This window comes from Thermomonospora cellulosilytica, assembly GCF_014138835.1.
GTDB classification, from domain to species: domain Bacteria; phylum Actinomycetota; class Actinomycetes; order Streptosporangiales; family Streptosporangiaceae; genus Thermomonospora; species Thermomonospora amylolytica.
On sequence record NZ_JACJII010000001.1, the window covers coordinates 1438780 to 1453062 of the forward strand.

Genomic DNA, 14283 nt, shown 5'->3' on the forward strand with positions numbered 1-14283 from the left:
ACTGGATGCCATTGCTGCAGCCCAGGTCAGGAAGGGTGGGGCGGGGTATGCCCGCCCCACCGCGGAGGGCTTAGAACATGAAGATGAGGCAGAGAGCGAGGACCGCGGCGGTGGGCGAGTGCGCCGCCTGGGTCATGGCTCGGGCCATCAGTGCACGCGCGACGTTGAGCATGCGCATCAGGCGCATATTTGTCTCCTTGGAAGGGTCGTGCACCTGCAAGTGCAGGCGCAAGTTCATGAAGGAGATCATGGAGCAAATCGATGTGATGTGCAATCACTCGGTTCACTCCTGAACGAATGGCCACAGGAAGAGTACCGCCTGATATTGGCGCTCTGTGGTATTCGGGACACTTGTTCCGAGGTAATGACGAAGGCCCGTTTCCGTGACCGTGTGGTCGATTCGCGCCAGGTGAGAGGCGTTCGTGCAGGTGTGCGCAGCGGCCCCGGCGGCCGCCGTGGACAGGGAGTTGCAACGCGGTAAATAAGGGTGGAAACCGGACAAATTGCGTGTCAGACTCGAGGCTGTTCGGGCGGGGGGAGCGGGCCTGGACGGGGAGGGGCCATGGAGGAGATTTCACTCCTCGGCTCGATCGAGCTGCGCGTACGCGGAAAGGCGCTGGCGCCCGGCTCGTTGAAAGAGGCGTGCGTCCTGGCGGTGCTGGCGGTCGAATGCGGCCGGGTGGTCAGCACCGACATGATGGCCAGGCGGGTATGGGGGCAGCATCCGCCGCAGAACGCGCGCACCACGCTGACCAGTTATCTGTCTCGGCTGCGCGGCAGGCTGCGGCGGGCCACCGGAGGGACGCCGCCGATCGCCTCCAAGGCCGGCGGGCACACCCTCACGGTCGACCGCGACATCATCGACCTGCACCGGTTCCGCCGGCTCTACCGGCAGGCCAGGGCGATCGCCGGTACCGGCGACGACCAGCACGCCCTGGAGCTGCTGACCGAGGCCGAGGGGCTGTGGCGGGGCGAACCGCTGGCGGGCCTGCCCGGAGACTGGGCCAGGAACCTGCGGGAGAGCCTGGAGGAGGAACGCCACGCCGTCCGGCTGGAACGGGTCGAGCTGCAGTTGCGGCTCGGCAGGCACCGCGAGGTCGTCGGCGAGCTGCGCGAGCTGGCGGCGGCCCGGCCGTTCGACGAGACCGTCACCGCTCACCTGATGACGGCGCTGTACCGCTGCGACCGTCAGGCCGACGCGCTGACGGCCTACCGGAGCCTGCACCGGCGGCTCGCCGCCGAGCACGGGTCCGAGCCATCGCCCCGGCTCCGCACGTTGCACGAGCGAATCCTCCGGCAGGACACCGAGCTGGCGGCCGTTCCCCGATACAGGGACGCGGCCCTGAACGGGACGCTGCCGCCCGACATCCCCGACTTCACCGGCCGGGACCGGGAGCTCAGGCAGTTGCTCGACCCGGAGCAGACCGGGGTCACCGTGATCACCGGGATGGCGGGGGTGGGCAAGAGCGCCCTGGCGCTGCACGCGGCGCACCGGCTGGCCCGGCGCTTCCCCGACGGCCGGATCCACCTGGACCTGTATGGACATCATCCGCAGCGGCCGCCCCTGTCGGCGCCCGCCGTGCTGGCCGAGCTGCTGCGGCTGACGGGCGTCCCGGCCACCCGCATCCCCGCCGACCCGATCCGGCGCGCCGAGGCGTGGCGGGAGGAGATGGCGCACCGTCGCGCGGTGATCGTGCTGGACGATGCCACCGACGTGGAGCAGTTCGGGCCGGTCGTCGCGGGCGCGCCGAACTGCCGGATCCTGGTCACCAGCCGCCGAAGACTGATCGGCCCGGCCGGGGCGCGGCACCTCTCGCTGGACGTGCTGCCGCCCGCGGACGCGGCCGAGCTGGTCGCCCGGATCGCCGGCGGCGGCCTGGACCGGCGGGTGGCCGACGACATCGTGGCCCGGTCGGGGGGCCTCCCGCTGGCGCTGCGGCTGGTCGCCCGTGCGGTTCCCGCGGTCCCCGGGACCGACGGCCTGGTCGGCGAGTTCCTCACCGGAGTGCGCGACGGCGCGGCACGGGCGGCGTTCGAGCTGTCCTATCGGGCGCTGGACGAGCGGCACCGCCGGGTGTTCCGCCGGCTCGGCCTGCTGCCCTGCACCGATTTCACCGTTGCGACGATCGCGGCCTGCGCGGACCTGCCGGTCGAGGCGCTGCGGCCGGCGTTCGACGCGATGCTCGACCACCACCTCCTCCAGGAGCACCAGCCGGGTCGGCTGCGGATGCACGACCTGGTCCGGGAGTTCGCCCGCGCCCGCTCCGTCGCCGAGGACACCGGGTATGAGCGAAGACGTTTCCTGCTCCAACTGCTGGACCACTACCTGCGCGACGCCGCACGAGCCGACCGGCGGCTGCACCCGCACCGGCGGCGGCTCCTCGTTCCCCGGACGCCCGAACCCGTGACCGACGCCGAGGCGCGGCGGTGGTTCAGGGAGGAGTGGCGGAACGCGCTGTCCGTGGCCGACCACGCCTTCGCCTGCGAACGGCAGCGCGAGGGCGTGCTGATGGTGCACCTGCTGTGCGCGTTTCTGGAGACGCAGGGTGGCCATACGGCCGCCCGTCAGGCCCTGGAGACGGCACTGCGCGCGGCCCGCGAGACCGAGGAGCCCGAACTCGTCGCCCGGGTCCTGACCGACCTGGGATTCGCCCTGTTCCGGCTTGGCGACCACACCGAGGCGTTGCAGCGGTACGGCGAGGCGCTGCCGATCCACCGCGGGCTGGGCGACCGCCAGGCCGAGGCCGAGACCCTCGACAGGGTCGGCATGGTGCTGTGCGCCACCGCCCGTTACCGGGAGGCGCAGGCGCACTTCCAGGAGGCGTGGGCACTGTACCGGTCGGCCGGTGACCTGCACGGCGAGGCCGACACCCTCGCCCACACCGCCATCAGCCTGTGGCATCTGGGGCGTTACCCCGAGGCGATCCGGCATCTGCGGCGGGCGCTGGAGGGCTACCGGGCGGTGGGGGACCGGCGCGGTGAGGCCAAGACGCTCAACAACATCGGGGAGGTACAGCGGCAGCGCGGCTACCACCGCGACGCGATGCGGTGCTACCTGGAGTCCAGCGAGATCTTTCAGGACATCGACGGCGTCCAGAACGCCGCCATCATCGCGGGCAACATCGGCTACGTGCACCACTACAAGGGCGACTACGCGCAGGCGCGCGCCTGTTACCGCGAGGCGGTGACGGTGTTCCGTGACACGGGCGACCGTCGCAACGTCGCCGACACCCTCATCGGCCTGGGCGCGACCTATCTCATGGAGGGCAGGACGGCCGAGGCGCTCATCCACTTCCAGAACGCCGAGGAACTGGCCACCCAGGTCGAGGACCCGTACCAGCACACCCGCGCCCTGTGCGGGATGGCCGACGCCCACCGGATGAACGGACAGCTGCAGACCGCCCTCGACGTCTACCGCAGAGCCGGAGAGATCGCCCGCGACATCAGCGACCTGTACCAGGAGGCCAGGGCTCACGAGGGCATCGCGCAGACGACGTTCCTCCTGCGCGGACCGAACGAGGCGCGCATCCACTGGCGGCAGGCTCTGGCGATCTATCAGGAACTCGGTGTGCCCGAGGCGAAGACAGTCGCGATCAGGTTGCAGGACCTCGACGGAGTCGACCACGAGCTCGGCTGACGGCGCGGGGCATGTCGGAGTCGGGGATGTGCCCGGTGGTGGGTGCAGGGGCCGGGCGCCTGTGGTGCGCGTCGGCCCCTGCGGTGGTCAGGGGGTGTTCCCTGGGCGGGCGGGTCAGGTGATTCCGGCGCGGAGCTGGGTGACCGTGGGTTCGATGAACGTCGCGGCCGGCATCTCCCGGGCCTGCTGCTCGATCTCGTCGGCGACGGCCATCCGGCGTTCGACGATCTGCTTGCGGTCGTCGGGAATCTCCGGATAGAGCCGCAGCAGGGCGGCCTTGTCGCCCTCGGACAGGCTCTCGCCGTCCCCGATCGGGGCGCACGGGCTGGGGGTGGTGCGGTAGAACATCGCCGGGAAGCGGTAGAGCATGATCGAGGCGGGGTCGAACCTGCCCGCCGTGATCCCGCCGCCCTCGCGGAGGCCCCGCAGGTTGTGGTCGACCTTGGCGCGCGACCAGAAGTTCGGGAACCCCGACAGGTAGGTGTAGATCCCGGGGCGGCGCCCGCTCGCGTCGGGGATGAAGCGGCCCCGCCTGTCCTGGACCGGCTGGTAGCCGGGGTCGTCGTCCCAGCGGAACGCGGCCTCGCACGGTCCCCGCGTGTTCTGGTGCTCGTGGTGGAACGCCAGGGCGTGCAGGAACTCGTGCAGCACCGTGCCCTTCCAGCGCGGCGGGAGCGCCTGGTCGTAGCCGCCGAGGTTCAGGCTGCGCTGGTTGGGACGGCCGCCGACCGGCGACTGGTGGGGCACGAACGTCGAGATGCTGTCGGTGCCCACCAGCGAGAAGTAGCCGCCCATGTCGAAGCTGACCCGGATCTCGGCGGCGTGCTCGGTGTCCCGGGTCGTCCAGGTGCGGAAGCCGCCGCGTCCCCCGCCGAAGTCCAGCGTGATGCCGCAGGCGTCGGTGATCTCCTGGCAGGCGTCCGCGATCTTGTTGTGCAGGGTGGTGTCCCCGCCCATGAACGCCACCCGGACGACCTGGTCCGGCGCCCAGGCCTGCACGTCCGAGACCAGGAACTCGAAGGCGTCGGTGGGCTGGGGCAGGCCGGCGACCCAGCGGTCGCGGCTCTCCATCGCGGCGACGATCTCCTCCGGCAGGCTCTCCAGCACGATGTCGTCGGGGCTGAGATCGGTGAGCTGTTCTGGGGCGTAGGTCATGCCCGTCTCCTCGTCCTGTGTCGGCAGTTCCGGGCGGGAGGTGCGGACGCCCGCGCTCGGCCGTCCCGCGAGGCGGGCGACCACCCGGTTTTGACAATTTCGTCACATACCCGGTCAAGGGTGAAGCGCAGCCCCGAATCAAACCAAAACCCAGCGAACCCGCCCATAAGTGGAAAGTGATTGAAAAAGGCCCTGTACTCCCGGTGGTGTACGGAGATCGGCACCGTGCGGTGTACGCGCGCGGTGACCTGCGTTCCTAGCGTGCCGACCGGGCTCGCGAGGAACGTGGGAGGTCGATGCCGATGAGACGGGGCCGGATGTGGATCGGCGCGGTCCTGACGGCGGCCGGGGTCGCGGTCGCGTCGGGATTCGCGTTCGTGCCGCCGCACGCGCTGATCCCGGAACTGGTCCGGGACCCGGAGATCCGGTGGATTCCGGAAGGGCTCGCCGGATTCTGGCTGGCGGGGATCGGGCTGGTGGTGCTGCTGTCCGCGCGGGGCGGTGAGCGCCGGTGAGGCGGCCGACCCGGCGGGCGGTGCTGGGCTGGGGCGGGGCGACCGGGCTGGTGGCGCTGGGGCCGGTGATCGGCTACGGCGGCTGGCTGTACGCCGGCAGCGGGCGGTCCAACGTGGGCCGGCTGTCGTTCCGCAACCGGCTGCGGATCCCGCCGCTGCCGGCGCCGACGGAACGGAACGGACGCAAGACGTTCGTCCTGCGGGCCCAGGAGGGAACGGCGGAACTGCTGCCCGGCAGACGCACCCGCACATGGGGCTACAACGGCGCCCACCTGGGGCCGACTCTGCGGGCGGCGCGCGGCGACCGGGTGGCGATCGAGCTGACCAACGGGCTGGGGGAGACGACCACCACGCACTGGCACGGGATGCGGCTGCCCGCGGTGATGGACGGCGGGCCGCACCAGCCGATCGGGCCGGGGGCGACCTGGCGGCCGTACTGGACGGTCGAGCAGCCCGCCGCGACCCTCTGGTACCACCCGCACCTGCACCGGCGCACCGCCGCGCACGTCTACCGGGGGATGGCGGGGATGTTCCTGGTGGACGACGACGGGCCGGACGGGCTGCCGGGCGAGTACGGGGTGGACGACGTGCCGGTGATCGTGCAGGACAAGAAGTTCCACGACGACGGCTCGCTGGATGACGGCGGCATCACGTTCCAGGGGCTGTCGCTGACCGGGCTGCTGGGCGACACGATCCTGGTCAACGGCACCTACGACCCGTACCTGGAGGTCACCCGGACGCACACCCGGCTGCGGCTGCTGAACGCCTCCAACGCCCGCGTCTACGACATCGGGTTCGCCGACGACCGGCCGTTCTGGCTGGTCGCGACGGACGCGGGGCTGACGGCCGCGCCGCAGCGGATGAGGCGGATCATGCTGTCGCCCGGGGAACGCGCCGAGATCGTGGTGGTCCTCCGGCCCGGAGAGCGCGCCGTGCTGCGCGGCCATCCGCCCCGGATGGGGGCCAACCGGATCTACGAACGGCTGACCGGTGGGGACGACGCGTTCGACCTGCTGCAGATCCGGGCGGCGGCGCGGCTGGAGCAGTCGCCGCCGCTGCCCGCCCGCCTTGCCGAGCCAGAGCCGATCCCGGTCACCCCGCGGACCCTGACCCGCGAGTTCGTGATGGGCGACTTCACCCTGAACGGCCGGACCATGGACCACGGCCGGATCGACCAGGTCGTCACCGCCGGCTCGGTGGAGATCTGGCGGGTCACCAACGCGGGCGGGTTCCCGGCCAACGGGTTGCCGCACAGCTTCCACGTCCACGAGGTCGGCTTCCAGGTGCTCGACGTGAACGGCAGGCCCCCGGCCGCGCATCTGCGGGGGCGCAAGGACACGGTGTTCGTCCCGCCGCGCACCACGATGCGGCTGGCCATGCGGTTCGGCCGGTGGTCCGACCCGGCGCACCCCTACATGTACCACTGCCATCTGCTCGCCCACGAGGACGCCGGGATGATGGGCCAGTTCGTCGTCGTGTCCCCGCGGGACCGCGGCAGGGTCCGGCCGCCGGGCGGTCATCATTGACGCCATGAGCAGGGCGCGGGTGGTCGACGCCGGGCTCGCGCTCGGTGCCGGGGCGATCGTGGCGACCGCCGCGCTGTCGGCCGAGGAGCCGGGGAGCCGTTCGTCCGACCTGGCCGGGTGGCTGCTGGCGCTGGTCGTGGTGGGCCTGCTGCTGGTGCGCCGCCGCCACCCGGTGGGCGTACTGGCCGGGCTGGCGCTGGTGACGGTGGCCTACAACATGGCGGGCTTCGCCGGGATCGGGTTCGTGTGGCCGATGCTGCTGGGGCTTTACACCGCCGCCGCGGCCGGGCACCTCGCGGTCGCCGTCGGGACGGGCGCGGCGATGACGGCGCTGGACACGGGCTGGCTGCTGGTCGCCGAACGACATCCGGTGCTCCCGGTCGTCGCCATGTCGGTGCCGGACGTGGTGGTGTCGGGGCTGGCCGTCGCGCTCGGCGACGCGGTCCGCAGCCGCCGCGGCTGGGCGGCCGAGACCCGGGAACGGCTGCGCCGGGTCGAGGAGGAGACCGGACGCCAGGCCCGCCAGGCGATCACGGAGCACCGGCTGCGGATCGCCCGCGAGATCCACGACATCACCGCGCACACCCTCGCCGTGGTCGCGGTCCAGATCAACGTGGCCGCCGACGCCCTGCCGGACGAGCCCGAGGAGGCCCGGCGGACGCTGGAGGTCGCCGCGGACGTGAGCCGCCAGGCGATCGACGAGCTGCGCACCGCCGTCCGGGTCCTGCGCGACGATCCCGGCGACCCCGGCGGCCTGGTCACGGCCCCTCCGCCCGGCCTTCCCGAGCTGGACGCCCTGGTCGACGGGGCCCGCGCGACCGGCCTGCGGGTGACCCTGCACCGGACCGGGACGCCCGGGCCGGTGTCCCCGACCGTCGCGCTGACCGCGTACCGGATCGTCCAGGAGGCGCTGACCAACGTCGTCAAGCACGCGTCCGCGTCCCGCGCCGAGGTCCGCGTCGGGCACGACCAGGGCGCCCTGCGCATCGAGGTCACCGACGACGGCCGGGGCCCGTCCGGATCGGGCGGCGGCGGCCACGGCCTGGTCGGGCTGGCCGAGCGCGCGGCGGGCGTCGGCGGTACGCTCACCGCCGGACCCGGCGAGACGGGAGGCTTCCAGGTGCGCGCACGGCTGCCGCTCGGCGAGGCCGTCCGATGACCGCGCTGCGCGTCCTGATCGCCGACGACCAGCACCTGGTCCGGGCCGGCTTCCGCAGCCTGCTCGAACGCGCCCCCGACATCGAGGTCGTCGCCGAGGCCGCCGACGGGCTGCAGGCGCTGGCCCTCACCCGCGAGCTGCGCCCCGACGTGGTGCTGATGGACATCCGGATGCCCGGCATCGACGGCCTGGAGGCCACCCGCCGGATCGTCCCCGACCCGGAACTGGCGGGCGTCCACGTCGTCATCCTCACCACGTTCGTGATGGACGAGTACATCTTCGCCGCCCTCCGCGCCGGCGCCAGCGGCTTCCTGGCCAAGGACATCCGCCCCGACGAGCTCCGCCAGGCCGTCCGCATCGCCGCCGCCGGCGATGCGCTGCTCAGCCCCGACGTGACCCGCCGCGTCGTCGAGTACTTCTCCGCCCCCGCCGAGCCCGCTCCCGATCCCCGCCTGGACGTCCTCACCGACCGGGAACGCGAGGTGCTCGCCGCCGTGGCCGCCGGGCTCGGCAACGCCGAGATCGCCGCACGCCTCCACATGAGCCCGCTCACCGCCAAGACCCACGTGACCCGGATCATCGCCAAGCTCGGCGCCCGCGACCGCGCCCAGCTGGTCGTCATCGCCTACGAATCCGGCCTGGTGACCCCCGGCCGCCTCGGCTAGCCTCCGACCGTGGCAGACGTGGCAGAACTGACCGGGCGGAACGTGGTCCTGACCCCGGTGACCGCCGAGCACGTCGAGGAGCTGAGGCGCATCCGCCGGACCCCCGAGGTGCGGGACCGCTGGGGCGACGTGGACCGGGAGCCGGACTGGCCGTTCGACGACCCGGACACCGCCGTCTACACGATCCTGCTCGACGGGGCCGTCCGCGGGCTGGTCCAGTACAGCGAGGAGACCGACCCCGACTACCGGCACGCCTCCATCGACATCTTCGTGGACCCCGCCGTCCACGGCAGGGGAGTCGGCCGCGACGCCGTGCGCACCCTGGCCCGCCACCTCGTCCACGACCGCGGCCACCACCGCCTGACCATCGACCCGGCCGCCGACAACGAGCCCGCCATCCGCTGCTACGCCGCCGTGGGCTTCCGTCCCGTGGGCCGCATGCGCCGGTACGAACGCGACCCCGACGGCCGGGGCTGGCACGACGGCCTCCTGATGGACCTGCTCGCCGAAGAGCTCCGGGACTGAATGTCACACATCGGCGGCCCGTCCCGTCCTTGGGGGTGAGGACGAAGGGAGCGCGACATGCAGATCGTGGTTCTCGGCGGCGGCTACACCGGGCTCGCCGCGGCCAAGCTCGCCGCCCGGTGGACGGACGCCCGGGTGACGCTGGTGAACGAGCGGGACCGGTTCGTGGAGCGGGTGCGGATGCACCAGCTCGCGGCGGGGGACCGGCTCCGGGACCTGCCGCTGAGCGACCTGCTGGAGGGGACCGGGGTGTCGCTCGTGGTGGATCGGGTGACCGGGATCGACGCCGGCGCCCGGAAGGTGCGGCTGGCCGGGCCGGTGCCGGACCTGGACTACGACCTGCTCGTCTACGCCCTGGGCAGCCGGGCCGACCTGGACTCGGTGCCCGGGGCGGCCGAGCACGCGTACACGGTCACCGACGTCGAGAGCGCCCGGCGGCTGCGGGAACGGCTCCGCGACGGCGGCAAGACGGTCGCCGTCGTCGGGGGCGGGCTGACCGGCATCGAGGCCGCCACCGAGATCGCCGAGAGCCATCCGGACCTCAAGGTCGAACTGGTCACCGGCGGCGAGTTCGGCGAGGCGCTGTCCCGGAAGGGCCGCGCGTACCTGCGCAGGACGTTCGACCGGCTGGGCATCGGCGTCCGGGACCACGTGCGGGTCGCCAAGGTCGGCCCGGACGGGCTGGTCCTGGAGGGCGGCGACCTCGTCGACGCCGACACCGTGGTGTGGACGACCGGGTTCCGGGTGCCGGACCTGGCGCGGGAGGCCGGGTTCGAGGTGGACGGATACGGCCGCATGATCGTGGACGGCACGCTGCGTTCGGTGTCGCACCCGGAGGTGTACGGCATCGGCGACGCGGCGGCGGCCCGGCGGCCCGACGGCCAGGAACTCCGGATGGCCTGCGCCACCGGCCTGCCGGCCGCGCAGGCCGCCATGAAGGCGATCGCCGCCCGGCTGGCCGGCAAGGAGCCCAAGCCGCTCAAGTTCCGCTACTTTAACCAGTGCATCAGCCTGGGCCGCAAGGACGGGCTCATCCAGTTCGTGCGCGCCGACGACAGCCCGCGCGAGGCCGTCCTGACCGGCCGCCTCGCCGCCCGCTACAAGGAGACGATCGTCCGCAGCACGGTCCTCTTCGAACGCCACCCGACCATCCCGACCTCGTTCTGACCGGGCGGGTATCGCGCGGGAGCGGCAGGCTCCCGCGCGATGGTCATTTCCGGCGGGACAGCGCCACGCCCGCCAGGAAAAGCACATCGCCGATCAGCACCGTGGCCACACGATCGTTACCGGCGGAGTGGCTGTTGGCCCTGGTCGTGCTGGGCTGATGGTGCTTTGTCGACTTCCGCTTGGCCTTCTCACCGACCGGAAACGCGAGATTCTCACCGCGTGGCCGTTCGTGGCTGATCCAGTACAGCGAGGAGAACCGACTTCGATTACTGGCACGCACGTCTCTATCGACATCTTCGTGGCTCCTGTCATTCACGGCAGGGTTATGTTATGGTCACGGGTTGTGAAATTGGTGGTGTGGGTGAAGCTATTGCCGACGCCTGAGCAGGCGGCGGCGCTGGCAGAGACCCTGCACGCCTGTAATTCCGCCGCCGGTTTCGTGTCCCGGGTGGCGTTCGAGCGGAAGGTGTTCTCCCGCGCCAGGCTGCAGGAGCTCGTGTACGGCGAGATGAAGGCACGGGGGCTGTCGGCGCAGCCGGCGTTGCATGTGATCCGCAAGGTCGCCGATGCCTACACCGTTCTGCGGGCTCAGATCGCCGCCGGGCTGCTCGGCGAGCCGGAGTCGCCGCGCCGCGTCAAGGCCGAGGGCAAGCCGGTTCGTTTCCGGCCGGACGCCGCGCAGCCGTTCGATGACCGGTGTCTGTCGTGGCAGGTGGACGCCCGGACGGTGTCGATCTGGACGGTGCGCGGCCGGATGAAGAATCTGGCGTTCACCGGTGAGCCGTCCCAGCTCAAAACGCTGGCCGAGCACCGCCAGGGTGAGTCGGACCTGGTGTACCGCGATGGGAAGTGGCTTCTGGCCGTCACCTGTGAGGTACCCGAGGCGCCGCTGAACACCGATCCGGCCGACTGGATCGGGGTCGATCGCGGGATCGTCAACCTGGCCACCACCAGCGACGGGGACAACCACCAGGGCCGGGGTTTGAAGCGGTATCGGCGGCGGATGGCCAGGGTGCGGGCCGAGCTACAGGCCAAGGGCACCAAGTCCGCCAAAAGGAAACTGAGGCGGCGGGCGCGCCGGGAGGCGCGGCACGCCGCGCACATCAACCACACGATCGCCAAGACGGTGGTGGCCGATGCCCAACGCACCGGCCGCGGCATCGCCCTCGAGATTCTCGACGGTATCCGCGACCGGGTACGGCTCAGGCGGCACCAGCGGGCCACCCACTCGTCCTGGCCGTTCCACCAGTTGGGCGAGTTCATCGCCTACAAGGCCCGCCGCGTCGGCGTGCCGGTGCTGGAGGTGGACGCGGCCTACACCTCCCAGACGTGCCCGCGCTGCGGGCACGTGTCCCGTATGAACCGTCCCAGCCGGGACGCCTTCTGTTGTGTGGTGTGCGGGCTCGCTGGCCCGGCCGACCACATCGCCGCCGTGAACGTCCGCACCCGGGCGCGCACGGCGTGGGTGTTCGTCAACACGCCTGATGCGGCCGTGTCACCGTCCTATCGTCGGGGGCAGTCACGAGCCGCAAACCCGCCCCGCTAGAGACGGGTAGTTGACCCAGTGCATCAGCCTGGGCCGTAAGGACGGGCTCATCCAGTTCGTGCGCGCCGACGACAGCCCGCGCGAGGCCGTCCTGACCGGCCGCCTCGCCGCCCGCTACAAGGAGACGATCGTCCGCAGCACGGTCCTCTTCGAACGCCACCCGACCATCCCGACCTCGTTCTGACCGGGCGGGCATCGCGCAGGGGCGGCCGGCCCCTGCGCGATGTCATTTCCGGCGGGACAGCGCCACGCCCGCCAGGCAGAGCGCCCCGCCGAGCAGGGCCAGCGGCCGGGGGAACTCACCCAGCAGCACCGCGGCCATCACGATCGTCACCGGCGGCACCAGGTACGTCGAGACGCCCAGCCGCCCGGCGTCCATCCGGGCCAGCGCGTACGCCCACGTGCTGAACGCCAGCGCGGTCGGCACCAGCCCGAGGTAGGCCAGCCCGGCGGTCGCCCCCGCCGGGGCGTCCCGGACGTCGGCGACGAGCGCCGGGGCGTACGGCAGGCAGGCGACCGCGCCGATCGCGCAGGCCAGCCAGGTCACCTGGAGGGCGGGCAGGCGGCGCAGCACGGGCTTCTGGCTGAGCACCCCGACGGCGTAGGTGACGGCGGCGACCAGGCACAGCAGGACGCCCGTCACCGAGGCGTCGCCCTCGCCGGAGGTCCCCAGGCCGATCAGCACCGCGCCCGCGAACGCGACCGCCAGCCCGGCCAGCAGCCAGCGTGGGAAGCCCTCGGCCAGCAGCAGCCCGGCGAACACCGCGATCAGGATCGGGCCGATGTTCACCAGCATCGCGGTGGTCCCGGCGTCCACCTCCCGTTCGGCGGCGTTCAACGCGACGTTGTAGACGGCGAACCAGGCCACCCCGCACAGCAGGAGCAGCCCCCACTCCCGGCGGGTGGGGGTCACCCAGGCGCGGCGGGCCGCCACCATGCCGCCGAGCGCGAGCGTGCCGACCAGCAGCCGCCCCAGCGCCAGCGTCCCGGGCTCGTAGCTGCGGCCGACCCACCGGATCGCCACGAACGCCGAGGCCCACGCCACGATGGTGGTCGCCACCGCGGCCAGCGCCGCCGCCTTCCCCGAGTCGGCCTGCGGGCCGGAAGCCGTCTGCGAAGTCACCCGGCAACGCTAGGACCGGGCGTTCCCCGGCGACCAGCGATTTTCGGTCATCCAACAGCGGTTTCCCGTCAACGGAGCAGCAGGCCGCTCATGGCGGGACCACCTTGCACGGACATGACGCCGGCGTGACCCCGCGGGTGGGGTCGCGGGATCACGCCGGGTCTGGGGGGTGGCCGGGGGAGAGATCAGTAGCCGTAGCCGCCGCCTCCGCCGCCTCCGGTGTCGCCACCGCCGCCCGCGCCGCCGGAGCCGAGGGCCTTCTTGCCGCTGGGGTCGGAGACGAACCAGGTGCCCTGCACGCCTTGGCCGCGGATGTCACCGGGCTGGGTGTCCTTGGCGAACCGGTACAGCGGCCAGCCGTTCAGGGTGACCTGGCAGATGCCGTCGGCGCGCATGATGTTGCCGATCTTGCCGGTGATGCCGGTGAGCTTCATGTTCTTGGTGAACTTCACCGGCGGCCAGGCCTTGGCGCACTGGCCGTTGCAGCTCGAGGTGCCCGAGCCCGGCTTGTCCTTGTCGAAGCGGTAGAGGGTCAGGCCCCTGCCGTCCACCACGATCGGGCCGAGCTGGTCGTTCTGCACGGCCCGCAGCGCCGTCTTGCCCGCCCAGCGGCCGCCGTTGCCGTTGCCGTTGTTCTGCTGCGGAGGCTGGGCGGGCGGGGGAGAGGCCACCGGCGCGCCGGCCTTCTTGCCGGTCGGGGTGCTGACGTACCAGGTGCCCTGCACGCCCTGCCCCTTGGTGTCACCGGGCTGGGTGTCCTTGGCGTACCGGTACAGCGGCCAGCCGCCCAGCGTCACCTGCTTGGTGCCGTCGGAGCGCTGGACGGTGCCGACCAGTTCGGGATCCAGTCCCTTGACGGTGGCCTCGTCCGCGGTGGTCACCGGCGGCCAGGCCTGGGCGCACTGGCCCTCGCAGTTGGAGGCCGGCGGGTCCGCGCTGTCCTTGTCGAAGCGGTAGAGGGTACGGCCCTGGCCGTCCACGACGATCTTGCCGAGCTCGGGATCGTCGGCGACCTCCAGGGTGGCCTCGGCACCGGCCGACGGGTCGGCGGACGGGTCCTCCAGCGGCTCGGCGGTCTGCCCGGTCCCGGCGGCGACGTTGCGCTGTCCGCCGCCGGAGTCGTTGCCGCACGCGGCCAGCAGCATCGCGGAGGTGGCCAGCGCCGCCACGGGGAGCGTCCAGCGGGGAATGTCCATTGCGTGTCCTCCGATAAGGGGCTGTGCGTGGGAGCGGCGCCGAACTCCCGGGTCGGCAGGCAGTACGGG

14 protein-coding genes are annotated in these 14283 nt (G+C 72.3%); 9 read left to right on the forward strand and 5 right to left on the reverse strand.

What is annotated here, in order from left to right; genetic code table 11:
* Positions 1-70 precede the first annotated feature (70 nt).
* Positions 71-238 (reverse strand): hypothetical protein, encoded by a 168-nt coding sequence (locus HNR21_RS07035; protein ID WP_182704533.1) that lies wholly within the window; start codon positions 236-238, stop codon positions 71-73.
* Positions 239-562: 324 nt separating this feature from the next.
* Between HNR21_RS07035 and HNR21_RS07040 the strand changes: the two genes are divergently transcribed.
* Entirely contained in the window at positions 563-3637 is a 3075-nt protein-coding gene (locus HNR21_RS07040) for an AfsR/SARP family transcriptional regulator (RefSeq protein WP_182704534.1), read from the forward strand.
* A gap of 114 nt (positions 3638-3751) precedes the next feature.
* On the opposite strand, the gene HNR21_RS07045 is transcribed toward HNR21_RS07040, so the two are convergent.
* Positions 3752-4792 (reverse strand): zinc metalloprotease, encoded by a 1041-nt coding sequence (locus HNR21_RS07045; protein ID WP_182704535.1) that lies wholly within the window; start codon positions 4790-4792, stop codon positions 3752-3754.
* A 296-nt stretch (positions 4793-5088) separates the two neighbouring features.
* Between HNR21_RS07045 and HNR21_RS07050 the strand changes: the two genes are divergently transcribed.
* From HNR21_RS07050 to HNR21_RS07075, 6 genes are read left to right on the forward strand one after another with little or no spacing between them, the layout of a single operon-like run.
* Positions 5089-5307: a hypothetical protein gene (locus tag HNR21_RS07050; RefSeq protein ID WP_182704536.1), complete on the forward strand. Its 219-nt coding sequence runs from the start codon at positions 5089-5091 to the stop codon at positions 5305-5307.
* A complete protein-coding gene (locus HNR21_RS07055; RefSeq protein WP_182704537.1) occupies positions 5304-6833 on the forward strand; it encodes a multicopper oxidase family protein in 1530 nt (509 codons plus the stop codon). Before HNR21_RS07050 ends, HNR21_RS07055 begins: the two co-directional genes overlap by 4 nt.
* A 4-nt stretch (positions 6834-6837) precedes the next feature.
* The gene (locus tag HNR21_RS07060; protein ID WP_182704538.1) at positions 6838-7992 is read left to right on the forward strand and encodes a sensor histidine kinase; all 1155 of its coding nucleotides are present in this window, start codon (positions 6838-6840) and stop codon (positions 7990-7992) included.
* Positions 7989-8657 (forward strand): response regulator transcription factor, encoded by a 669-nt coding sequence (locus HNR21_RS07065; protein WP_182704539.1) that lies wholly within the window; start codon positions 7989-7991, stop codon positions 8655-8657. The genes HNR21_RS07060 and HNR21_RS07065 overlap by 4 nt, the downstream gene beginning before the upstream one ends.
* Before the next feature lie 18 nt (positions 8658-8675).
* On the forward strand, positions 8676-9182 hold the full coding sequence (locus HNR21_RS07070) for a GNAT family N-acetyltransferase (RefSeq protein WP_376766617.1): 507 nt from the start codon (positions 8676-8678) through the stop codon (positions 9180-9182).
* Positions 9183-9239: 57 nt separating this feature from the next.
* A complete protein-coding gene (locus HNR21_RS07075; RefSeq protein ID WP_182704540.1) occupies positions 9240-10349 on the forward strand; it encodes an NAD(P)/FAD-dependent oxidoreductase in 1110 nt (369 codons plus the stop codon).
* Between the two features lie 43 nt (positions 10350-10392).
* Here HNR21_RS07075 and HNR21_RS07080 read toward each other — a convergent pair whose 3' ends face one another.
* A complete protein-coding gene (locus HNR21_RS07080; RefSeq protein WP_182704541.1) occupies positions 10393-10665 on the reverse strand; it encodes a hypothetical protein in 273 nt (90 codons plus the stop codon).
* A 27-nt stretch (positions 10666-10692) separates the two neighbouring features.
* Between HNR21_RS07080 and HNR21_RS07085 the strand changes: the two genes are divergently transcribed.
* Positions 10693-11895 carry an RNA-guided endonuclease InsQ/TnpB family protein gene (locus HNR21_RS07085; protein WP_312880892.1) on the forward strand — a complete coding sequence of 401 codons (1203 nt, stop codon included), beginning with the start codon at positions 10693-10695 and terminating at the stop codon, positions 11893-11895.
* A gap of 10 nt (positions 11896-11905) precedes the next feature.
* Positions 11906-12079 (forward strand): hypothetical protein, encoded by a 174-nt coding sequence (locus tag HNR21_RS07090; protein WP_246442008.1) that lies wholly within the window; start codon positions 11906-11908, stop codon positions 12077-12079.
* A 42-nt stretch (positions 12080-12121) separates the two neighbouring features.
* Here the strand turns inward: HNR21_RS07090 and HNR21_RS07095 are convergent, their stop codons facing one another.
* Positions 12122-13018 (reverse strand): DMT family transporter, encoded by an 897-nt coding sequence (locus HNR21_RS07095; RefSeq protein ID WP_182704542.1) that lies wholly within the window; start codon positions 13016-13018, stop codon positions 12122-12124.
* 185 nt (positions 13019-13203) lie between these two features.
* A complete protein-coding gene (locus HNR21_RS07100; protein WP_119726615.1) occupies positions 13204-14214 on the reverse strand; it encodes a hypothetical protein in 1011 nt (336 codons plus the stop codon).
* Between the last annotated feature and the right edge of the window lie 69 nt (positions 14215-14283).